This window comes from Methanolobus vulcani, from assembly GCF_900100715.1.
In the GTDB taxonomy this organism is placed as follows: domain Archaea; phylum Halobacteriota; class Methanosarcinia; order Methanosarcinales; family Methanosarcinaceae; genus Methanolobus; species Methanolobus vulcani.
Genome location: NZ_FNCA01000008.1, coordinates 43,272 through 66,923 on the forward strand (window position 1 = coordinate 43,272; position 23,652 = coordinate 66,923).

Annotated in this window: 18 protein-coding genes and 1 tRNA gene; 12 read left to right on the forward strand and 7 right to left on the reverse strand. The window is 40.3% G+C overall.

The features are described from left to right. Positions 1-46: 46 nt before the first annotated feature. A complete protein-coding gene (locus BLP52_RS11200) occupies positions 47-844 on the forward strand; it encodes a winged helix-turn-helix domain-containing protein (protein WP_091710580.1) in 798 nt (265 codons plus the stop codon). 14 nt (positions 845-858) lie between these two features. Here BLP52_RS11200 and BLP52_RS14610 read toward each other — a convergent pair whose 3' ends face one another. The 4 genes from BLP52_RS14610 to BLP52_RS11230 all read right to left on the reverse strand — a co-directional run bounded on the left by BLP52_RS14610 (position 859) and on the right by BLP52_RS11230 (position 9,395). Further along, positions 859-4,680 carry a methyl-accepting chemotaxis protein gene (locus BLP52_RS14610; protein ID WP_202905785.1) on the reverse strand — a complete coding sequence of 1,274 codons (3,822 nt, stop codon included), beginning with the start codon at positions 4,678-4,680 and terminating at the stop codon, positions 859-861. 263 nt (positions 4,681-4,943) lie between these two features. Continuing rightward, a complete protein-coding gene (locus BLP52_RS11220; RefSeq protein ID WP_091710581.1) occupies positions 4,944-5,285 on the reverse strand; it encodes a hypothetical protein in 342 nt (113 codons plus the stop codon). A gap of 88 nt (positions 5,286-5,373) precedes the next feature. Continuing rightward, a complete protein-coding gene (locus BLP52_RS11225) occupies positions 5,374-7,827 on the reverse strand; it encodes a U32 family peptidase (protein WP_238380812.1) in 2,454 nt (817 codons plus the stop codon). A 35-nt stretch (positions 7,828-7,862) separates the two neighbouring features. Beyond that, a complete protein-coding gene (locus tag BLP52_RS11230) occupies positions 7,863-9,395 on the reverse strand; it encodes a small ribosomal subunit Rsm22 family protein (protein ID WP_238380813.1) in 1,533 nt (510 codons plus the stop codon). A 264-nt stretch (positions 9,396-9,659) separates the two neighbouring features. Here BLP52_RS11230 and BLP52_RS11235 point away from each other — a divergent pair, with 264 nt between their 5' ends. The 4 genes from BLP52_RS11235 (at position 9,660) to BLP52_RS11250 (ending at position 12,266) form a co-directional block, all read left to right on the forward strand. Beyond that, the gene (locus tag BLP52_RS11235) at positions 9,660-9,977 is read left to right on the forward strand and encodes a cobalamin B12-binding domain-containing protein (RefSeq protein ID WP_091710583.1); all 318 of its coding nucleotides are present in this window, start codon (positions 9,660-9,662) and stop codon (positions 9,975-9,977) included. 76 nt (positions 9,978-10,053) lie between these two features. Next, a complete protein-coding gene (locus BLP52_RS11240) occupies positions 10,054-10,455 on the forward strand; it encodes a tetratricopeptide repeat protein (RefSeq protein WP_091710584.1) in 402 nt (133 codons plus the stop codon). A 44-nt stretch (positions 10,456-10,499) separates the two neighbouring features. Further along, positions 10,500-11,594: a DUF7544 domain-containing protein gene (locus BLP52_RS11245; RefSeq protein WP_091710585.1), complete on the forward strand. Its 1,095-nt coding sequence runs from the start codon at positions 10,500-10,502 to the stop codon at positions 11,592-11,594. Between the two features lie 87 nt (positions 11,595-11,681). Beyond that, complete coding sequence (locus tag BLP52_RS11250; protein ID WP_091710586.1) at positions 11,682-12,266, forward strand: Maf family nucleotide pyrophosphatase; 585 nt, start codon at positions 11,682-11,684, stop codon at positions 12,264-12,266. A gap of 71 nt (positions 12,267-12,337) precedes the next feature. Here the strand turns inward: BLP52_RS11250 and BLP52_RS11255 are convergent, their stop codons facing one another. Together BLP52_RS11255 and BLP52_RS11260 are read right to left on the reverse strand one after the other, a co-directional pair. Continuing rightward, complete coding sequence (locus BLP52_RS11255) at positions 12,338-13,219, reverse strand: DUF7490 domain-containing protein (protein WP_154717859.1); 882 nt, start codon at positions 13,217-13,219, stop codon at positions 12,338-12,340. A gap of 83 nt (positions 13,220-13,302) precedes the next feature. Further along, positions 13,303-14,112 (reverse strand): COG1361 family protein, encoded by an 810-nt coding sequence (locus BLP52_RS11260; protein ID WP_091710588.1) that lies wholly within the window; start codon positions 14,110-14,112, stop codon positions 13,303-13,305. A gap of 182 nt (positions 14,113-14,294) precedes the next feature. On the opposite strand from BLP52_RS11260, the gene mtaA reads away from it, so the two are divergent. From mtaA to BLP52_RS11285, 5 genes are all read left to right on the forward strand, one after another. Next, positions 14,295-15,323, forward strand: coding sequence for a methylcobamide:CoM methyltransferase MtaA (mtaA, locus tag BLP52_RS11265; RefSeq protein ID WP_091710589.1), 1,029 nt, complete (start codon positions 14,295-14,297; stop codon positions 15,321-15,323). 141 nt (positions 15,324-15,464) lie between these two features. Continuing rightward, on the forward strand, positions 15,465-16,376 hold the full coding sequence (locus BLP52_RS11270; protein ID WP_091710590.1) for an ATP-grasp domain-containing protein: 912 nt from the start codon (positions 15,465-15,467) through the stop codon (positions 16,374-16,376). A gap of 300 nt (positions 16,377-16,676) precedes the next feature. Beyond that, complete coding sequence (locus BLP52_RS11275) at positions 16,677-18,728, forward strand: methyl-accepting chemotaxis protein (RefSeq protein WP_091710591.1); 2,052 nt, start codon at positions 16,677-16,679, stop codon at positions 18,726-18,728. Positions 18,729-19,071: 343 nt separating this feature from the next. Continuing rightward, complete coding sequence (locus BLP52_RS11280; RefSeq protein ID WP_091710592.1) at positions 19,072-21,141, forward strand: methyl-accepting chemotaxis protein; 2,070 nt, start codon at positions 19,072-19,074, stop codon at positions 21,139-21,141. Between the two features lie 302 nt (positions 21,142-21,443). Beyond that, positions 21,444-21,986: a DJ-1/PfpI/YhbO family deglycase/protease gene (locus BLP52_RS11285; protein ID WP_091710593.1), complete on the forward strand. Its 543-nt coding sequence runs from the start codon at positions 21,444-21,446 to the stop codon at positions 21,984-21,986. Between the two features lie 95 nt (positions 21,987-22,081). Here BLP52_RS11285 and BLP52_RS11290 read toward each other — a convergent pair whose 3' ends face one another. After that, positions 22,082-22,849, reverse strand: coding sequence for an MBL fold metallo-hydrolase (locus BLP52_RS11290; protein WP_091710594.1), 768 nt, complete (start codon positions 22,847-22,849; stop codon positions 22,082-22,084). 86 nt (positions 22,850-22,935) lie between these two features. Here BLP52_RS11290 and BLP52_RS11295 point away from each other — a divergent pair. Beyond that, a tRNA-Leu gene (locus BLP52_RS11295) sits at positions 22,936-23,019 on the forward strand. Positions 23,020-23,142: 123 nt separating this feature from the next. Beyond that, positions 23,143-23,622, forward strand: a complete 480-nt coding sequence (locus BLP52_RS11300) for a DNA-deoxyinosine glycosylase (protein WP_091710595.1) — start codon at positions 23,143-23,145, stop codon at positions 23,620-23,622. The last annotated feature ends 30 nt before the right edge of the window (positions 23,623-23,652 follow it).

A 23,652-nucleotide genomic window follows, 5' to 3' on the forward strand; every position in this document is an offset into this window, starting at 1 on the left:
TTTCATAACATCATACTGTACAAGGTTAAAAACAGGAAGGATATTTTTGAGTAGCAATGCAATCACTGATGATACTGCCGCAGGTAGCGTTATGGAGAATGTCTATCTGGAAGAGTTCAGGAACCTCAGGTCTGAGATCAAATCCCTGAAAAAAGATGTCAACAGAGCACTGGAAATATCCGGTCACAGACATTCGGATGCTCTTTTCATGGAGATGAAAGGTGGCCTTTCCAGACCGCTTATCCAATATATGCTTGCCGACACAAAAGAAAATCTTGGAATTGGTCTTAATTCAAGCTGCAAGCATGGTGATTCCTGTAAATCTGCTTTTTCAGGCCTGCTTCAGGAAATGGCATTGCTTTTGCTTGAGGATAGAGTTAATGAAACATCTCTGGTAGAATTTAGGCAAAGGTTTGAAGAGCTTAAAGACATGGCAGTCTTTGAGAATTGTGACAACTGTCTGGAAACTACAACCCGGATATTTGAAAAACAGGTGGAACTCATAAGGTCGTTCAGTATATCTCCGGCTGAAGAACAATCTTCTCTCAATACTATGAATATAGAAAACATATCAGATGACATCGTAAGTCAGATATGCGAACCGCTTGCCAACAGGCAAAGACTCTTAATTCTCCGTCTTGTGAACTCGTCCACAAGAAGTTTTTCTGATATATCCAAAGGCACCGGTCTTAGAGGTGGTAATCTTCTGTTCCACATACAAAAACTTCTTGATACCGATATGATAGTCCAGAGAAGCGAGCGTGGGGACTATATGATCACAAGAAAAGGTCATATGACTTTAAAAGGAATGGCTGAGCTTTTTGAGAAGCTCAGCAAAATCTAATTATTCGATCTCAATTAAACAAGCATGGCATTAATACTGCCACTTGCTTCTGTCTTTTTTACCTTTGAAGACGCTTTTGCATTTTTGCTGACTTTAAACTTGGAAACCAGTACCTGCATGTCAGCAGAAATAGTTGATAATACCTGTGCTGAAGCTGCGAGCTCCTGCATTGACGCTGTCTGCTGTTGTATAGCTGCAGCTGTCTGCTGAGTTCCGGCAGCAGATTCTTCGGAGATGGTAGCAACTTCTTCAATTGAGGTTACAACCTGGTCAATTGACGATGCCTGCTGTTCTGCCAGTGATGCCATCATCTGGACCATGGTCATGATCTCTTCTCCAGAGCTGACAACCTTTGCTACGGATTCCACTGCCTCTTCAAGAGATTCATATCCAACAGCAACCTCATTGTTCACCTGTTCCATTGAGGTCACTGCACCATTGGTTCCGTCCTGCATCTCATGAATCAGGTTTGCAATTTGCTTTGCAGCATTACCGGAATCCTCTGCCAGTTTTCTAACTTCATCTGCAACAACAGCAAATCCACGCCCATGTTCTCCTGCTCTTGCAGCCTCAATAGCAGCATTAAGAGCAAGGAGGTTGGTCTGGTCTGCAATATTTGTGATAAGGTTAACAATTTCATCGATACGAGTGGATTTTTCAGCCAGGTCATTTATCTGTCTGGCAGAATCACCGGATGCATCTCTTATGCTATCCATCTTATGTTTGAGAGTATTGGCAATATTCCCAAGGTTCTGTATAAGCTGATTTGAAGTAACAGAGGTTTCTGCAGTTTTGCTGGAGTTCTCTGCAACTTCCTGAACTGCATTTGTCATTTCATCCATGGATTTTGTAACCTGTTCGGTCTTCAGGGACTGTACCTGTGCACCTCTTGCCATCTCCTCAACCGTTGATGATATTTCTGTGGCCGCATAGGTAAGTTCACCGGAAGATGCGGAGATCTGTTCTGCTGTAGCAGCAACGTTCTGTGCAGATCTTAACATATTACCTACGATCTCATTCAAGGCCAGTCTGCAGTTCTCAACTCCTTCTGAGAGCGTCTTGAATTCTCCAACACCTTCCACTTCCACTTCTCTTGTCAGGTCATTGGCTGCAATAGCCTCCAGCACTTCATTAGAATCCTCGATAATAGACTGTAATCCTTCACCAAACATGTTCAGGGTATCTGAGAGTTTCTTGAAGTCACCTCGTGTCTCTATGACAGTTCTGCTATCCAGTTTACCTTCTGCATAATCAGTGATTATCCTTGAAGTTTCTTCAATAGGTGTTACAATGGCATCAAGACAATTATTCACACCTTCTACAATTTTCCTGAAGTCTCCTCCATGTTTAGATGCATCTGCCCTGGTTTCCAGTCTGCCATCAACACCTGCATCAGCCAGCATTATTGCATCTGCAACAAGCAAATTTACGGCATCGATACACTGGTTTATGTTGTTCTTGATCTCGTTGAAATCTCCCTGGTACTCATCTGTGATCTTATCAGGAATGTTACCTTTTGATATACGGTCAATATATTCCGCAGCGACGTTAAGAGGTCCTATAACCGCATCAAGGGTTGAATTGACACCTTCTATTATATTCCTGTAATTACCTTCAAAAATGGTAGGGTCAGCACGCTCATCAAGTCTTCCTGCAATGGCTGCATTCACAAGGTCTTCCACACCTTTTGTAATTTCCATCTCTTTACTTATGTCAAGAACATATTCCAGACCACCTACTAACTCCCCGTCTTTATCACGTAATGCAGTTCCGGTGTATCTGATTGGAATGGTACCTCCCGGCAGGTTTGCTTTCGTATCGCCTGTGCATACCTCTCCGGTTTTCATGGCACGGCTGACTCTGCATTCTTCTGTGTTACAATGTGGGGTATTGAAAAGATCAAAACATTTCCGACCAAGACATTCTCCGGTAGTACATCCGACAGCAGAAGCTGCAGCATTATTCATAAACTGGACTGTGAACTCCTTGTCAACAATCATGACAGGCGTCGGTATCTTTTCAAGGTAATCAACCTTGACATTAGCATCTTCGATGGCATTTCTGATCTCTGTTTTATCAACAACTATCTCAAGTGCACCAACAATATTTCCTTTCTGATTTCTTATTGGGACACCATTGTATTCAATGCATAATTCCTGTTCTCCAGGATGTGCAAATGTCTCGCTTGTTTCACTCTTATTTGAATTCATAGCCCTTGCACAGGCACATTTTCCCGTAAGACAATCATCAGTCTTGAAATGATCGTAACACTTGTCACCAATCAGTTGTTCTTTTGTTGCACCTAGAACATCGGCTCCTGAATTATTTATGTAAGAAATGTTAAAGTCCCTGTCAATTAGCATTAACGGGGCTGGTATGTGGTTTATGTGCCCAACTAATGTGTCAATAACCTGATTGATATTGTTTACCAGTTCACCATATTTGCCATCAAAGACTTCAGCATTACCTCTGGTATCTATCTTTCCTGCAATAGCCGCATTGATAAGGGAATTTGTTTCTTCAAGAAGCATGCTAAGGGAAGCAATGCACAGGTTCAGGTTGTTCTTTATCTCGTTGAAATCACCTTTGTAATCATCAGTGATTATATCAGGAATATCTCCCTTTGATATCCTGTCCACATATTCTGCTGTAACATTCAGTGGTCCTATCACGGCATCCAGACAGTTGTTCACCCTTTCCACAACTCTTCTGAAGTCTCCTGAGTGTCTGCTTGCATCTGCTCTTGTATCAAGTTGTCCTGCAATTCCTGCGTTTGCCAGCACAAGAGAATCTTCAACAAGTAAGTTGATGGCATCGATACACTGATTCAGGTTATTCTTTATCTCGTTGAAATCCCCGTTGTACTCATCTTTGATTTTTTCTGGAATGTCACCTTTTGATATCCTGTCCACATATTCTGCTGTAACATTCAGTGGTCCTATCACGGCATCCAGACAGTTGTTCACCCCATCCACAACTCTTCTGAAGTCTCCTGAGTGCCTGCTTGAATCTGCTCTTGTATCGAGTTGTCCTTCAACTCCAGCATTTGCCAGCATCATTGAGTCATCAACAAGTAAGTTGATGGCATCGATACACTGATTCAGGTTATTCTTTATCTCGTTGAAATCCCCGTTGTAGTCATCAGTGATCATATCAGGAATATCTCCCTTTGATAACCTGTCTACATATTCTGCTGTAACATTCAGTGGTCCTATCACAGCGTCCAGACAGTTGTTCACTCCTTCCACAACTCTCCTGAAGTCTCCTGAGTGTTTGCTTGCATCCGCTCTTGTATCAAGTTGCCCTGCTATCCCTGCGTTAGCCAGTATAAGGGAGTCTTCCACAAGGAAATTCACAGCATCTATACATTGGTTGAGGTTGTTCTTTATCTCGTTGAAATCCCCTTTGTATTCATCTGTGATCTTTTCAGGTATGTCACCTTTTGATATACGGTCAATATATTCTGCAGAAACATTCAGTGGTCCTATCACAGCATCAAGTAGCTCATTAATGCCACTGAGAATTTCCTTTGAAGGACCTTCAAAGTTTTCTGCCATTGCTCTTGAATCAAGTTTTCCATCAACAGCATTTTCCACAAGAGCCGAAATTTCATCTAGCAGTACTACTGCACTATCGCAAACCCTTGCATTTTCTTCCAGCTCTTCTATCTTTGCATTCATATCTGAAAAGCTGTCTAGTAAAAGATTTATTTGTTCAGCAGCATTCTGGTTCTCAGAATGTGATTGTGCTTGTATTCTGGCATCTAAATTGCCGTTCATAAATTGAACAAGAACTTCTGATATTTCAGATTGAAATCCTGTATCTTTTTTAAACATCCCTATCCCTTTCACAACAGTTTAATTGTTACCCATAAAAATATCCACATACATCTAAGCTGACAGATATTTTTACAAAGATTCGAATAATTAAACTTTTTAATTGTACTACACATTATATATATATATTTATGTATTGTAGTTTATTTATTTATAATGTTGTTATTTAGTACGAACTACAGAAAACAGGCTACATTTAAACAAAAAAAACAAAATATAGAAAAAAGTAGGATTGTAAAAAGAGAGCAATTATGAAACTTCAATCAGCATTCATTCCACATTGAATAGATGGACATAACTTCCTGAGCTCTCTCTTTTCCCATCTTTTCAGCTATTACATCAAGGAAGACGGTCATATAATGAGGCTGTACGCATCCGAGGCTCTCTTCACCAGTTTTGATAAGTGAAAGGAGATACTCAAGATCATCTGCATCAAGAGCTGATATTCTGCTCCTAAAATCCTCTTCGTTTTTAGCATAGTGGTTTGAAAGTGGAGGAAGTATTGATCTGTATGGTGCCTTTGAACCGGCACATTCAAGTCCTTCGCATTCCGGAGCTACCTTTTTCAATACTGCAATGTCTCTGGGGGAAAGTTCTCTTGCCATGGTAATTACCCTGTCGTTTTTAAATAGTGCTATCAGTACTATTCCATGAAGTATAATGTCCTTATGCTTTTTATGTTGGTACTATAATCTAAAGAACACCTTTGAAGTAATGACCTTCGTCATATTCTTCTTCCCTGCTATTCTTCAGTTTGATCTGTTTACCATCAAGTGCTTTCCTGAAATTGCGTGTTATATCCTTTACATCATCCCTGTCATAAAGCGAGAGGTCAAGTCTCAGCACATCCGCACCGGTTACAGATAATTCATCCAGTTTTTCCAGCATATTAAGGACAGTGGAATTATAGATCAGTGTACGTTCATCCTTTCTCATGACAGGGAATGAACCTTTGGTGCTGTCTATCAATAAGACCTCACTATTTTCATCTATTGTTTCGTCCTGAAGAAGTGGTTTGAGCAGGTCGTTCTTTGTAACAAGCAAAAGTTCACGTCCATAGGCCAAAACTTCTATCTGAACGTCAGGATTTGTGTTCCTGCAGACAGCCTTGGTTTCTTCAAGGTTCAGCTCGGTTGAAAGGGTAACACGATAAGCCCCGGAACTTCCAAATGCATTGGCTGTCCAGGCATTGAAAGGGTTGAACTCTTTCTGCGCTACAAAACCGGTTCCAAGTTCATTTGCAAGCTGCACTGTTCCATAATTGGAACACGCAAGTTTGAATCCGGAATCAGTGACCTGCTGCATGAGTTGTTTTAATTCAGGCATTTCCTCTTCAAAGGAGATTGCAGGTGTCATGAGAACCAGTTCAACATTCTTTTCTTTCAGTCCCATTGTCCTGAGAATATTGTCCTCGTTCATCATTTCACTGAAAAGAGAAATTGGTGCATAAACAATATCTGCTCCTGATTTTGATGCAACTATTACAGAGTCGACATCAGAAACCTCAACGCTCAGCAGCGGCTCGTTTTTCTTTTTGCTTTTCTTCTTGCGGTCAAACCCTGTGGAAACATCAGGGCAAGGACGGTTGCGTCCCTGCATATCAAAACGTGATTCATACAATTTGTCTACTGCTTCTCTTCTAGTGCCTGAAAGTGCTCCCAGAGGAATGAATATGTTTTCATCTACATCCAGAATTATATCTTCTGCATGGAATGTAGTATCGCCAAGTTTTCCAAGCGCCGTGATGATTTGTTCTCTGCTTGTGGGAGCTTTCTTTGCTTCTTCTACAACATAATCCCCAATGGCTTCCGTTTCGAGATTGCGGCTTTTGACGTTGATCTTCAGTTTTTCCCCTTTGTGCGCATGAATAGTTATGGTAAGGGGTGTTGTCATCAAATCCATATTCTGCAATCTTTCAAGCATCTGTGGGTCCATGGATACATATACTTCATCATGTTTCCTCACTGATTTGCTTGTTCTAGGACTTATCAGCAGGGTTGCAGTTTCACCTTTATGCGCAATCTCAACAGGCTTATCATCAACAAGAATTCCATCAATACGGCACCCAATTATCCTTATTTTTGTGTTGATGCTGATACCATCATTGACCTTGATGTCCTGTTCAGGTACAATGGTGAGTCTTCCCTCTTTCTCGGATTTGACGATGTTTGCAACTTTTCCAAGATAAGCACCGTAGTTTGCACTATACTTGCGCTGGGTCACATCTTCCTCACCAAGCACAAAGCCTCTCGTAAAACCCCGGTAGAATAACTTTGCAAGCTCGGTTTCCATCTCCTCGAGTTCTTCGTCTGTGAAGTTCTCTCCGGTTTTGCACACCTTCTCTGCAACAGCCTTGTAGGTTCTTACACTGGCGGTCACGTATTCAGGCTTTTTCATCCTGCCTTCTATTTTAAGACTTTTTACACCGGTCTTTATTATATCTGCAAGCCCGGGAAAAGTACAGAGTTCAGCACAGCTTATTGGGTAGCCACCTACAATATTGCTGTCAATTATCTTTCCATCTGCAGACATCTTGTATTGTCTTCGGCATGGCTGGAAACATGCTCCACGATTTGCGCTTCTGTCAGTAATTGCAGTACTGAAAAGGCATCTTCCTGAAAATGAATAACAAAGTGCACCGTGAACAAAGAGTTCGATTTCAATGTTTGTTTTGTCAATTATGCTTTTGACCTGCTCGGTTGTCAGTTCCCTTGAAAGTATAACTCGTGAAGCCCCTGCATTACCAATAAAGTCAACACCCTGCGGGTTGTGAATGGTCATCTGGGTGCTTGCATGTAATGGAAGGTCAGGGAAATGTTCTTTCAGCAGGAAGAAAAGACCAAGATCCTCAAGGATTATTGCATCGATCTTGTAAGAATAAGCTTTATGCACAACATTGATGGCTTCCCGCATCTCATATTGTTTAAGTGGAATATTAAGGGCCAGGAAAACTTTAACTCCATAGGAATGTGCAAGTTCGATATTCTCCCTCAGTTCTTCTATTGCGAAGTTCTTTGCACCCTGGCGTGCATTGAACTCTCCTACTCCAAGATAGACGGCATCTGCTCCTCCTTTTATGGCAGCCCTTAAGGCTTCAGGATCACCGGCGGGAGCCAGTACCTCAGGAGGCGTGCAGACTGAATTCATTGAATTATAATTAGTATGCATGCAAATCAGTTAGATCAGTTGTAATCGTCTGTTTCGTTCTCGTCAACATATTGTGATTCTATAATAGTACCTTTTCCTACCAGCAGATTATATGAATCATTTGCTTCATTGTACTTGACAAGAACGTTGAATATTTTGATGATACTGCCATATGGCGCTTTTGTGAGAACTTCGTTATCCTCTGAAAGGTTATGGGAAGGGATAACAGTGTATACTGCCTTTTTTGAAGTACCGTCACATACACGGAAAAGTTTATACTTTTCATCCCCAAGGTCTCCTGACATAACAGAACAGATGACATTGATACGCTTTTTGTTGTGTTTTTCAATTTGTGACAGGCGGGCAAACTTTGATTTTGCAGACATATCAATGAAGTGTTTTGCAAGTTTATCTTTTCGAAGTATTGCATAAGAGTATTTAATGTCAGTATTGATGTAACGGTATGGTTCATCACACTGGGCAAGCGTTTCCATAAGTCTTGTGGTTTTGATGTCCTTTTTCTGCCCAAAGCTCCAGCAATTTTCAAGGCTGCATTCTCCAGACCATAGGAATGTGCAGGGGCTATATATCCTGACACCCATTTTCTTCAGCATGATGGTAAGCCTGCGAAGTTCGGTTGAATTAGTCTTGTCAGCAGGTTCGATTATTACTATATTTCCATCCTGTGAGAGTTTTTCAGCCATGCTTTTTACAAGACCGGCTTTCTCTTCCAGACTCATGTCTTTGATTTCGTTAAGGACATTGGAAAATACCATGAGGTCAATATTATCAGGCAGCTTTTTGATGTCAAGTTTTGATACATCTGCCCTGATGGGTTCTTTAACTGTGATATTGGATTTGATGGCTGCATATTGTGGTACCAGGAAATTGTAAGCCTCTACATTCTCATCGAAAAGTTCAACTGAATATATCTCAGCCTTGTGGTCGTCCAGGCGATTGTACATATCGACAAGCGCTAATGGAATTGTACCAGGTCCGCTTCCAACATCAAGTATTTTCATACGGGTCTTTAATAGTCCGTCCTTTGCCATTTCATAGAGCAGGTACTGGAATTGTATAAAATAGACTGGAAACTGATATGCCAGATAGCCAAGTACACTGTAGCCTTTTTCATAGCTTATGTTCCTGGAACTGCCTTCGCTCCAGTAACTTGCTTTTTGCATGCGTATGGCTTTTCTTATCTTATCAAGTGTCTGTGGATCGTCCCAGCTTTTACTTGTTTTTTTCTCGATGTACTGTTCGATAAGACGTTCAAGCTTTCTGGAAACAGCAGCAGATCCAAAGAATTTCTCATTCTTCTTTATTTCTTCCTCACTGAGGGTCATCTGCCTGGAGGGGGATGCACGGACAATACGATAATCGTCATTTTCAGTAATGATATCAGTACCCATATCGAAAAGAAGAGGGCTGAGTATCTGGTGTATTTGCTGGAGGGATGCCTCTTCTTTCAGATAATCCCTTAATTCTGACAACATGAATTCCTGTTTCATACGTGAAACATATTTGAAAGTAGATATGATCTCCCTGTCTGACATTAATGGATTCATAGCCTGTTACCCCTGATAAATATAGTGATGAAAAAGTGGTGAAAAAGCGATGAAAAATAACAGATTTTTTGATATCTTACCTATAATACTATTATATATTATGCTAAACCGTGATATTTATATGGGATGGGGTCGTAATCAATTTTAGTTGTCTTAACACAAGTAAATTGGACCTGGTCCAAATATCATGGCAACAGATCTCACTTAAATGCATATAAATTCCCTTTGGACGAGGGATAAAATCATTTAAAAAGGACTGTCTATATGGAATCAGAAAAACCATTGTTCCGGAAAATACTACAAAAAGCACGGGAATCCATTCTTAATTTTGACAGCAACGAAGCGGAATCTGCTGTAAGGGAGGCAGTAGATGCCGGTATGGACCCTGTCGATCTAATAGAACTTGGATTCATCGAGGGAATGAAAGAAATGGGAGATAGATATGAGAAAGGAGATGTTCCTCTTTTACATATATTCGCTGCCTCCAGAATTATGGAAAGAGGTGTCTCTCTTCTCAAATCCTGTGCAAATGAGAATAAACTTGAACTGAAATTGTTCGGTAACATTGCCATGAATTCATAAGGCAGACTCCGACCCTGCCTTATGTTCCTTTTATCTACTGTAAGATTTATTACTGATAAGTTTCCATCTTTTTATCATGGGAAGTTCTTCCGCAGATGAAAACATCCTGATGCGAAAATCAGACATACTTATCGCTGATGGGAATTATGAGGAAGCCATATCCTGCCTGGACATGCTCCTTGAAGAAAAACCAGATGATGAAGAAGCCCTTTCTATGAAGGGACTGGCTTTATGCTTAAAAGGTGAAACTGAAAAGGGAATTGACATTCTGGAAGAGGCACTTTCAATAGATCCGTTTTCAAAAAAAGTCCTTATCATTTTTGCAGATGCATGTCTGCATTCTTCTATGCCGGAAAAATCCCTGGAGATACTTGACAGGGCGATAAGCTACTATCCTGATGATGATGGTTTCCTTATGCTCAAAGCCACCATACTTGGTGCTTTGAAAAAGAATACAAGAAATTCTTATCTTAATTGATTCAAATCATTAACTATTTATGGAAACACTTTATATTTATTTACATGAGCTGGTATGTAATAGATGTAATTGACAAGGCTGTGGAAAGGACACGTGCATGTCTTTTTGAGCCTTTTGATATCACAAAATGGTTGAAACTTGCGATAATAGTATTCTTCATTGGCGGGTCCGGGGGCTTCAATAGTGGGGGAAACGGTGGGTCATATGATACATCAGGAGGAAATCCTGATCTGTCCTGGATCCCGGATAGTTTTACAGATTTTATAAGTAATTTGTCTCATCATATCTCATCATATTCAGATACGACATTGTTACTTGTAATTGCTTTATTTTTACTGCTGCTTTTTTTATTAGCCATTATTTTAGGTTATATAGGCAGCACAATGGAATTCGTGCTGGTGGAATCACTTGTAAGCAATGATGTCAGGGTACGTGAATATTTCAAAAAGTACATGGGTAAAGGTCTTGCACTTTATATCCTGCGCCTGATATTGGTGTTGCTGGTTATTCTAACAGTAGTTGTAGTGTCGCTACCTTTCATATTCCTGATATCTGCAGGTGACTCTGGCTCTTCAGGAGCAATAAGGATAGTGGGTCTGATCTTTGCGATCATTGTTGTTGTTCTGGTACTTGTCATTATTTTAGGAATTATAGGTTCATTCATATCCATGGCAGTTCCTGTTTCCATGTATCAGGGTTCCGGTTTTTTCTCTGCAATCGGAAGTGTGTTCAGGCAATTCAAAGCTGACTGGAAACAAATAGTAATTTATTGGATAGGACGCGGTATTCTGGGAATTGCCGTTGCCATTATGGCCGGAATTCTAGGTCTGATAATACTAGTCATTCTGCTATTGATCTTAGGAGCAATTGACCTTGGATTATACTTTATTCTAAATATGATACTGCCCGGGACTATACTATGGTCACTGCTAATATCAGTGGTAATCGTGGAACTGCTGATTCTAAGCTTTGCATCGGCTATGATCAGGATGCCATTTTCTGTATTCATGAAGTATCACATGCTGAGTTTTCTGGAATTATGGTATCCACTCAAAATGCCAATGTTCGATGAGCATTATCATGTTCCAGGCAGCATTTCTGACCAATGGATCGAAGATGCTATGGTTCCTGAAGAATAAATTATAAAAATGGTAACTTTGCTTACCATCTTTTTATTCTTTTGCTTCTACCGGATAACTGATATTCTCTGCCAGCTTCCCTCTACTATGAAAAAAGTTATACTTGCCTCTGCGTCTCCAAGAAGAAGCGAACTGCTTTCCACTCTTATTGGTGGGGATTTTGAAATTATTGTCAGTTCCTATGATGAGAAAGCATTTGATGATCTGGCTCCGGTGGATCTTGTGATGTATCATTCCAGGGAAAAAGCGATTGATGTTGCAGGAAAACTTAACGAAGGTATCATTATTTCTGCTGACACTGTTGTTGTATGTGATGGAGACATTCTGGGCAAACCAGATGATACAGAAGATGCTGAAAGGATGCTTAAGAGGCTGAGTGGTAAAAAGATACAGGCAATTTCAGGTATCACTGTGATGGATGTGGCTACGGGTTTAGAAGTCACAGAGTATGAGATCACAGATATACTGATGCGTAAAATGTCAGATACTTTCATCATGAAATATATCAATACCGGAGAAACCGAAGGCAAAGCAGGTGCATTTGCAATTCAGGGAAAAGGTGCTGTACTTGTTGAAAGGATCGAAGGCGATTTTTTCAATGTGGTAGGACTTCCACTTTTCAGACTATCGCGTATGATGGAAATATTTGGAATAGATGTTCTGGCGGTATAGCCGGAAATTAAAAACAGCAGAATAAAGAGCTATAGGGAAAAATAAAAAGAAAAGAAAGCTGACCTTTGTGTTCAGCGATCTTTTTTCCAACGTTTCAGAATTCCCATTGCACACAGCATTGCAATAATGAACACAGGTGTTTCAAATCCCGGACTTGGTTGCCCGGATGAAGAGTCTGTTGCTACTTCTTCTGTTGCTTCTGTCGTAGGCATTTCTTCCACAGGAGAGGACGATGCTACCAGGGCATATGTAGTGGGTGTTTCCAGTTTAAGATCATGTAGTTTGATTGACGATGTGGTTGCTGCGCTGGAAGTCACTTTTCCATCGACAATAACATCAACACTGAAACTGTAAGATCCATCTGCAGGAACTGTCATTCTCACAGTAGCTCTTGTTTTCTGATTATTTTCAAGATTAGAGGCAATTGCACTGCCGGTGTATCTTGTGTAATCATCAACAATTGCAGTGACAACCACAGTTATCTTATTAGCTTCATTTCCCTGATTGTAAAGACCCGGTGAAGCTTCAAATATAATATCTTCTCCATAGTTCGTTGCCTGTATGGTTTCAATCATAAGGTCAGTAAGTATTACATTTGGAACTTCTTCGGTTACTGCACTTGCCAGACGCACATGGGTTGTAGATTCATCTAAAAGACTCCCATCTTCAAAAAGCTCGATAACTACAAGTTGTTCTCCGCTTTTTGGAACGTTAAAGGATATTGTCTTGTAAGATTGCTCCTGAGCCTTCAAATAGCCAACACTTTCTTCATGTTCAGAAGTTATCAAATTCGTAGAAGGGTCCTTTGATTTCACTTTAAGGGAAAGTGAACCAGTGTCTGTGTTCAATGGGTTCATTATATAAGCTGTTACTTTAAGTTCGAACTCTTCGCCGTCCGGTGTCGACATTACATCCACATTGGTGATAGTTGGGTGTGGTGTCTCTTCGATCATATTCTGATTAATGCATCCGCTGGAGACACAAAAAGCAAAAATGAAAAAGAAAAACAGAAGGTTCATAACTTTCATGTTATCGCCTACAGCTTAACTGTCAGTATCAGTGTCTGCTCATCTACGACATTATCGCCGTACATAAGTTTAACATAGATATCGGTCTCCCCGTTTGGAGCATCGCTCTTCACTGGTATCTGGATACCTTTGGTATATGATGTCCCACTTCTGGCCATAGATTCATTAATATCCATTGAAGCATCATCAGCAATAAGTTCATTGTCCACATCAAATACAACTGTAAGGAGACCTGCAGGTATTGTGCTCTGACCATGGTTCTTCACGGAGAATGATATAGTTGCATTTTCCCCTTTCTTAAGTTCCCAGGTTTCAGATGTTGTTGTACGCAGTGAATCCATGTTCTCAACAAATCCAAGGAACTGAAGCTGTACATCAGGCATTATTGTCACATCAACAGGTACTGACTTTGTCTTTGTGATCTGCTTGCTTTCCTCATCCATTCCTGAGAGGTAACTGATTGTTACAGCAGAATCATTGACATCTGTGTTAAATGCAGGTGCAGTGATCTTTGCATTAAGGACTGATGATTGTGCAGTTGTTTCTTTACCTGCTATGTTCACGGATCCTGTCCCTGTAACTGTAAATGGTATAAAACCTGAAACAGTCACAGATTCAATAGCCTGGGTATCATTGTTCGTTACTGTAAGCGATATGTCCTGTTCCTGGAATTCTTTAATAACTACAGGATTGGTGCTGACAAAGACATTGTCAGGGCTGACCGGATCAGCCGTTTGCACTGTGTCTGCACATCCGGACACCAGCAGCATTGCCAGTATTGATATCGCTAGGATCATCTTTCGGACTAGTTCTGTCATATATAACTACCTCACTTTTGAAAGTACTCAAAAGTTTAAATATTCTTTGTTATTTTTTTTGATTGATATTATATTTTTTATTTAAAATCGCTTGGTCAGTTTTATTTCCAGATTTCCCATGGAATTACTTTCTTATGCTCTGCATTCATATACAAGTAACAAGCAACGATCAGAGGTCTCATATGTCCGGTTATAATGCAAAAGAACGGTTTATTCGCTCCCTTGAGGGAAAAAAAGTGGACAAAGTTCCTGTTTGCTCTGTTACACAAACAGGTGTTGTTGAACTTATGGAACTTACAGGTTCAAAATGGCCGCAGGCCCACTACGATCCTGGCATGATGGCAAGCCTTGCAATAGCCGGTCATGAAATTGCCGGACTTGAGGCTGTAAGGTTTCCTTTTTGCACTACGGTGATAGCTGAAACCCTTGGTTGCACTTTTGATGAAGGTTCAATTGATACGCAACCCTATCAACTTGACTTCCCGTGCAAGACAAAAGAAGATGCAGAAAACTTATCCCTTCCTTCCAATCTGGCTGAATGCAGAAGAATAAAGATCATGCTCCAGGCTGCAGAAATCATCAAAAACACTATCTCAGATGACATTCCACTAATTGCCGGAATGATAGGTCCGGCTGCGATCGCATTTTATCTTTCAGGCGCAAAGAATTACCTGCGCTGGTGTATCACAGAACCAGAACTTTTAAAGCATCTCATGAAACTGGGAACTGAAGTATGCATCGAATATTCCAATATGCTATTTGAAAAAGGTGTAGATGCAGTGGTTATTATTGATTCTGAGGCAGGACCTGATATACTTCCGCCACCGCTCTTCACTGAACTTGTACTTCCTGAATATCATTTGTTGACCGCCGCAATGAAAGGTCACAGTATTCTGCATATTTGTGGTGATGCCACAGATATTCTTGAAAGCATGGCAGAATCAGGATTTGAAGGCCTCAGTGTTGAAGAAAGAACTGACCTTTCTTATGCAAAGAGTGTTGTTGGAGAACGAGCTTGTTTAATTGGTAATGTATCACCTGCTGCTACTCTTTTGTCTAGATCAAGAGACCAGATAAAAAAGGAAGCAAAACAATGCATTGATGATGGAGCAGGAATACTTGCCCCAGGTTGTGGTATAGCCCCGCGCACACCTGTTGAGAACATTAAAGCCTTTGTATCTGCCAGGGATGAATATTATGAAGAAAAGTAAAATACTATAAATATTCCTTTTCTGTTCTTTTTTAATTACATCTTTTTCCGATAGGTCTATTCTAATTTCAATGTCTGATCGACATACAATTTTTATTTTATAATCGCATATTATATGGAGCCTTTAGAGAGGTTTTATCGATTGAAAGGATGGATACTGTACAAAACTGCTCAGAATTCTCTGAGCCCGGAAGCTTATGAAATTCATCGTCTTATAGAGACTGCCGAAAAAAAAGGCATCTACATCGAGGTTGTTTCACCTGACCAGTTCGATCTTCTGGTAACACGGGAAGACCGTAAAAGTATATTGCTTAATGGTGAAGTGGTACCTCTGCCGGATTTTCTCTTGCCGCGAATGGGTGCAGGTACTTCTTATTTTGGGATGGCAGTTATAAGGCATCTGGAAAAACTTGGTGTTTATATTGTAAATTCTGCACAGTCTATCGATACTGTGAAGGATAAACTTTATTCACAGCAGATACTTGCAGGTCACAATATTCCTGTACCGCGCACAATGCTGGGTAAATATCCAATTGATGATGCACTTGTAGAAAAGTACCTGAGTTTTCCTCTTGTGGTGAAAACACTTTCCGGCTCCATGGGAAAAGGAATCTTTCTTTGTGATAACAAATCACAGTTCAATGATCTGATGGGACTTATACACGTGACCAATCCCAAACTGAACATAATCCTTCAGGAATTCATCAAAAGCAGTCATGGAAAGGATCTCAGGGTCTTTGTTGTAGGTGGAAGGCCAATAGCCTGTATTGAAAGGACTTCAAGTGACAATAATTTCAAGGCCAATTTTTCACGGGGAGGACAGGTTTCCAGATTTGCAATGACCCCTGAAGTAAAATGGCTTGCAACAGAGACTGCAAGATTGTTCGGTCTTGATATAGCAGGTATCGATCTTCTTTTTGATGGAAAGCATTTCAGGGTTTGCGAAGCAAACTCATCTCCGGGTTTTAAAGGTATTGAAAGTTGTTGTGATATTGATATTGCCGACGAGATATACAATTTCATTAAGATCCGCCTGGGCCGTTTTGAAGATTGAGAACTTTGTAGGGGAACCGATTATTCCAAACCAAAATTTTATTTTATTTTATTTTATTTTTCAGATAATATATTTATAGCACGAGTTTCATTTTCTATTATGAGAGTTGGCTTAGTAAAAGTGGGTAACTGTTGGCAAGACGGCAGTCTCCTTCCGTGTAATATATAGCAACATTACTTTTATATAGTCAATATTTATATAATACTGTGTGCAAATGAGTAACATGAGTATTTTGTCGAGGGAATAATTATACTATATTACTGACAGGAAAATAAAATAGAGTTAAAGGGATGCGATCGATTGAACTTCAAAAAAATTACTATTAATAAGAAGATCATTGCTTTTGCTTTGATCCTCACCATACTGCCAATGACAGCAGTTGGTATATTTGCATACGGACAAACAGCCACTGCTATAAGAGAACAGTTGCATGAAAGACTTGATGAACAGGTATCTATGGAAGAACAATATATTGATGCCGTGTTCTCTGTTGCTCAAGAAAGCATGTTGGCGGATATAAATATAGCACAGCAAGATTTCTATTCACACGGAGAGGCCAGCATATCAAATGGAAATTTGATCATTGGTACTGACTACGTCGTAAATGGGGATACTGCTCTAGTTGATAAAATTCAGAATCAAGTAGGCGGTATTGTAACAATATTCCAGGTGAAGGATGGTTCTGCTACAAGAATATCAACAACTGCCCTGGACTCCAACGGAAACAGGGCAATTGGTACCACACTTGGATCTGACATTTACAGTACAGTGGTAAGTGGTGGAAAGGCGTATAGTGGACGTGCAAATGTGCTGGGTCAGTACTATCTGAGCTATTATGATCCTATCAAAGATCCAAGTGGAAAGGTCATAGGTATTCTTTCAGTTGCAATCCCTGAAGAGATATACCGTTTGAAGATCAAAGAACAGATGTCCACAATTGTTTTCGGCCAAACCGGATACATGTATGTAATGGATTCCAAAGGTAACGTTATCATTCACCCAAGTATAGAAGGTGACAACCTTTTGCAAAATGATTTTGCCAAAACAATGGTGGCAAACAAAAAAGGAAGACTTAATTATATGTGGCAGGGTCGCGAAAAAACAGTCAGTTATACTTATTATCCTGCCAAGGACTGGATCATTGCTTCAGGAACTTATATAGATGAGTTCGAAGCACCTGTAAGAACTATCAGGAATGGTCTTATTGCAGCAATCATTGTATTTGCTATTTTGGGTTCAGCTGCTGCATTCCTAATGGGAAGATCCATTTCAAAAGGAATCCAGAGGATCGTTTCAGATTTCAAGCAGATCTCAGATGATGCACTTGGAGGCAAGATCAACAGGCGTGCAGAACCTGATGTTGATATCGACTTTGTAGCGATCCCGGCGGGTCTTAATGAAATACTGAATTCGCTTACCAGTGTTATTAGTGTTGTCAGGAATAGTGCTGATAGTGTCGCCTCTACAGCAGAGGAAATGTCTGCATCAATAGAGGAAATGACTGCAGCTTCATCTGAGATCTCTGATACAGTCGGTGAGATCGCAAGGGGATCACAGGAGCAGTCTTCCAGGGCTGACGATGTTGCAAAGACCATGAACGACATGACTATCAGTGTCCAGGATATTGCTAACAGTGCACAGAACGCAGCTGAAGCTGCAAATGCTGCAAGGGACTTTATCTTTAATGTCGGGATGCAGTCTAAAGAAATGCTTACTCAGATGGATGCCATTAAAGGTGCAACCAACACTTCCTCTTCCGTAATAAAGGAGCTTGAATCAAAGTCCAACCAGATTGGAGAAATTGTGGATATCATCACAAATATTGCTGACCAGACAAATCTGCTGGCTCTAAACGCTGCTATTGAGGCTGCAAGGGCCGGAGAGCACGGACGTGGTTTTGCTGTTGTTGCGGACGAGGTCAGAAAGCTTGCCGAGAACTCAGGAACCGCAGCAGCACAGATAGCAGAGTTGCTTACGGAGATCAAGAATGGAACACATGAAGCTGTCTCATCCATGGATGCAGGTTCCAAGACCGTTGAAGATGGAGTTGTAGCACTTTCCGGTACAGTTGAAGCCGTACAGAAGATCGTTGAAGAGAGTAACAGGATCGCTGTAATGGCAGAAAGTATTGCTGCTGCTGCAGAAGAGCAATCTGCTTCCATTGAAGAGGTAACTGCCACGGTCGATGAGGTTGCATCTATCTCACAGGAAGCTGCTGCAGGTACTCAGCAGACATCTGCTGCAATGGAACAACAGAACGCAACGGTACAGGAAATCTCCAGGAGTTCGCAACTGCTTGCTCAGATGGCAACTGATATGCAGGAGATTGTTGGAAAATATGTTACTGAATAAAATGGTTAAACCTTAAGTCTGCCAGACTTAAACAATGAACATGAGGGTTGCATCCCTCTTCTTATTTTTTTTCAGTTTTGTTTATTCATTTTATTGGTATTTTCTTATCATTTCTTTTTTGTCAGATTTTATACTGACTATTATTGTATATACGGGATTTCACAAAATATCATTCTCATATCTTTTTACATCTGGCTCATATTTAAAAAAAAGTAAAATCTGAGAACCACTATATTTATATAATTTACATATTTATAATAGCTGCATAGTGTGCAACATATACACTATTGGGGTGGTAATATACACTTCACATACACACTATGTAATTTAAGGATGTGGATCTTTGAATTTAAATAAATCTTTCAATTTTAAAAACATAACAATAAGTAAAAAAATCATTGTATTTGCATTAATTCTCACAATATTACCGGTTACAGCAGTAGGTATTTTTTCATACGAACAAACAGCCGGTGCCATTCGGGAACAGTTGCATGAGAGACTTGATGAGCAGGTTCTCATGGAAGAACAGTATATTGATGCTGTCTTTTCGGTGGCCCAGGAAAACCTGGTTGCAAGTGCCGGAGTTGCAGATGAAGTATTTTATTCAAATGGGAATCCGTCGATATCAAATGGAAATATGATCCTTGGAGAGGACTACGTTGTTAATGGAAATAATGAAATCGTCGACAACGTCAAAAGACAAACAGGAAGTGAAGTATCTATATTCCAGGTTCGTGATGGATATGCAACCAGAATATCAACAACGACTACAAATTCAGATGGCAGTCGTGCACTTGGATCTAGAGTCTCAGATGAAGTATATAATGCAGTCGTAACAAATGGCAAGATATACACAGGACGCGCTAATGTCCTTGGTGAGTATTATCTGGCCTATTACAAAGCAATTAAGGATACAAGTGGAAATACCATTGGTATTCTTTCAATAGGTATCCCTGAAGAAGTATATCGTCTTCAGATCAAAAAGCAGATGTCTGGGATCGTAGTTGGTCAAACCGGATATATGTATGTGATAGATTCTAATGGTAATGTTATCATTCACCCAAGCGTAGAAGGCGATAATCTAATTACAAATGATTTTATCAAAGAAATGATCGCCAACAAGGATGGCAGGATCACTTACATGTGGGAAGGCCGTGAAAAGGTAATGAGCTATGCTTATTATCCTGACAAGGACTGGATCATTGTTACAGGAACCTATGTCGATGAGTTCGAGGCTCCTGTAAGGGCTATCAGGGATGGTATTGTTGCAGCAGTACTTGTTTTTGCTATACTTGGTGCGGGAGCTGCAATAATTATCAGCAGGTCTATTTCAGGTGGAATACAGAAAATCGTTGCAGATTTCAAGCAGATATCAGATGATGCTCTTGAAGGCAAAATCAATACAAGGGCTGAAACTGATGTGGATATTGACTTTACAGCAATTCCTTCAGGTCTTAATGAGATATTGAACTCACTTTCAGCAGTCATAGGGGTTGTAAGTAAGAGCGCAAACAGTGTTGCTTCAACAGCTGAAGAGATGTCAGCTTCTATTGAGGAAATGACAGCCGCTTCAACTGAGATATCAGATACTGTTAATGAGATCGCAAGAGGATCACAGGAGCAGTCTTCACGGGCTGAGGATATCTCAAGGACTATGAATGATATGACAATAGGTGTGCAGGATATTGCTAATAATGCTCAGAATGCAGCAGAGGCAGCAAATGCTGCAAGGGATTTCATTGCAAATGTCGGTCAGCAGTCCAGAGACCTGCTCGCCCAGATGGATGCGATACAGAATGCTACTAACACTTCTTCAACTGTCATAAAAGAGCTTGAATCAAAGTCCAACCAGATAGGAGAGATCGTGGATATCATTACAAGCATTGCAGACCAGACAAACCTGCTTGCTCTTAACGCTGCTATTGAAGCTGCCAGGGCAGGAGAACATGGTCGTGGATTTGCTGTTGTTGCAGATGAGGTAAGAAAACTTGCCGAGAACTCAGGAACCGCAGCATCACAAATTGCAGATCTGCTAACTGAGATCAAGGATGGTACACATGAGGCAGTAGCTTCCATGGACAATGGTACTAAAACAGTATCTGATGGAGTTGTAGCACTTTCCGGTACAGTTGAAGCCGTGCAGAAGATCGTTGAGGAAAGTAACAGAATCGCCCAGATGGCAGAAAGCATTGCTGCAGCCGCTCAAGAGCAGTCTGCTTCTATTGAAGAGGTTACTGCAACGGTTGATGAGGTTGCATCAATTTCCCAGGAATCTGCTTCAGGTACTGAACAAACCTCTGCAGCAGTGGAACAGCAGAATGCCACTATGATGGAGATAACCAGAAGTTCTCAGGAACTTGCTCAGATGGCAACTGATATGCAGGAAATTGTCTCAAAGTACATTACTGAATAAGGAGTGCTTTTTCACTCCTGATATCTTTTTTACTCATTTTTCTTTTTGTGTCTTTTTTTAGGCTAACATTGACTTTTAGTAATCATATTTTTGAATTTGAATTTTTGATTTAAAAGGCGGTTGGCAATTATTTTATATCATAGTTCTTTCTTTTCGTAACTGCGTGTAAAATGCGTCAGATATAAGTATTTGAAATGAAAAATATCCAATTATCAGTATAAAAATAAATGGTCCTTATGGATTTGAATTATTGAGCCGAAAATTGAAAAATGATATGGAGAAGTTGATAATAAAGTGATAATATGCCAGGATCAGATCTTGATAGTAAAAAAGTTTTAATGGTTGTTGCGCAGGAAGGTTTCAGGGATGAGGAGTTCTTTGAGCCAAGAGAAGTTTTTGAGGATGCAGGTATAACCATCACCATTGCAAGTAAAACCACCAATGAGGCATCCGGTGTCCTGGGCAGGTCTGTAAAGCCTGATGTTGCAATTGATAAAGTTAACATTGCAGAGTTTGATGCCATAGTCATATCCGGCGGCCCGGGTTCCAGGAAGTATCTGTGGTCTGATAAGGACCTCAGGGAACTGGTTGCAGATGCATTTGAGCAGGAGAAGGTTGTCGCTGCTATTTGTGTTTCTCCGGTTGTTCTTGCAAGGGCCGGTGTTCTTGAGAGTAAAAAGGCTACTGTGTTTAAGGATCCTGAATCGATTAAAGAACTGGAAAAGGGTGGAGCTATCTATGAGGATGAAAGTGTGATCGTTGTAGATAATGTTGTCACCGGAAGAGACCCAGCCAGTGCGGAAGAGTTTGGTGAGGCTGTCCTTGAAGCTCTGGAGAATTTGTAAGGATTGTAAGATCTATAAGCTATAAGCCGGATACCCGGCTTATCTCTCATATATGCTATCTGTAAACAAGTCAATTTTTTGCTTTTATGTTAAGTTCAAAGTTGAACTATCATGAGGTCTTTTGCGACTATGACCTCGCCTTTGTAGTACTTTTTTATGTGGTCTGTTGCTTCCCTGTAACGTCCCTGCATGTGTGGATAGAGATGCGTGAGATAGAGCTTTTTTGCGGTTAACGGATATTCTTCCATCATGAGGGTGAGCATGTCAGGTGTGGTGTGGTTTGTCATGGGGAATCCCAGCGGGAAGGAGCATTCGTGTATAAGCACGTCTGCACCCTCTGCCAGTTCCATTATCTCTTCACTGGGCTCGGTGTCGCCGGTGTATACAACGGTTTTGCCGTTGCTTTCGATATGATAGGCAAGGGAATTGTCGGTGTGTACGGTCTTTGCAGTTCTAATGGAGCAGTTGCATTTTCCATTAGTTCCTTCAGGAACAAATTCTTCATCTGGCGAGAGTTCTGTGATTTGCGCACTGAACCTGCCTTTTAGATAATCGTAAACTTCCATTGTCTTTGCATACCACTCTTTTGTGCCCTGTGGCCCATATATACGCATTTCTGTCCTGCCTATGAGCCAGTTTGCCTTGAGAAGAGCAAGTATATCTCCTACATGGTCAAGGTGCAGATGTGTGATTATTATAGCATCTATTGCTTTATGGTCATGCCTGCTTTCATGAATTCTTCCAAGAACCCCGCAGCCGCAATCAAAAAGCAGGAGATTTTTCTCTGTATCCAGCAGAACTCCGGACTGTACTCTTCCATCCTGAGGTATCCCGGTACCTGTGCCAAGAAACGTGATTTCCATACCAGCTATAATAAGACTTAAGTAACTTAATTGTTATTATCTGGTGTTCAAAACCACATGACCGGCATTCCACTACTATTCTAACTGCGAGGGTTGCCCAGCTGGTCAAAGGCGCCGGACTTAAGATCCGGTATCGAAGGATTTCGAGGGTTCAAATCCCTCCCCTCGCATGTCTTTTTAGGGATATAGGTAACACCTAAAAATACCACTCTTCAAAAATTTAAACTTTTATTGGATTGAATACTTGTTTAATTGACAAAGTTTATCATATTTGAAGTGTTAATATATTTATAATGAGTCAAAGAACCAAAGGTTTAGATCCAATCATTTATGACAATACAGAAATATTGATTATCGGAACTTTTCCCGGTAAAAAATCAAGGGATGAGAATCAATATTATTATGATTCTCGAAATCAATTCTGGAATATAATGAGTGATGTGCTTAATACCGACTTTTTGAATTTAGAATATAATGACAGAATCAATATTCTACAGGAATACAAAATTGGATTATGGGATGATATAGAATCTTGTGAAATAGAAGGGAGTTTGGACAAAAACATCAAAGAACCAGAGTATAATGATTTTTCTCATTTCACCCAAGTAAAGAAAATAATCTGTAATGGAAAAGCAGCAGAAGAAAACTACAATAAAAATGACAAAAAACTAACCGATGTAAAGGTTTTAAGGGTTCCATCTTCTAGTTCTGCAAATAATGGTTCAATTGGTCGTTTTGAACAATGGAAGAATGCAATAATCGGTCAGGTTTAAAAATTTAGGTGACTTTTTACTTTAAGGTTC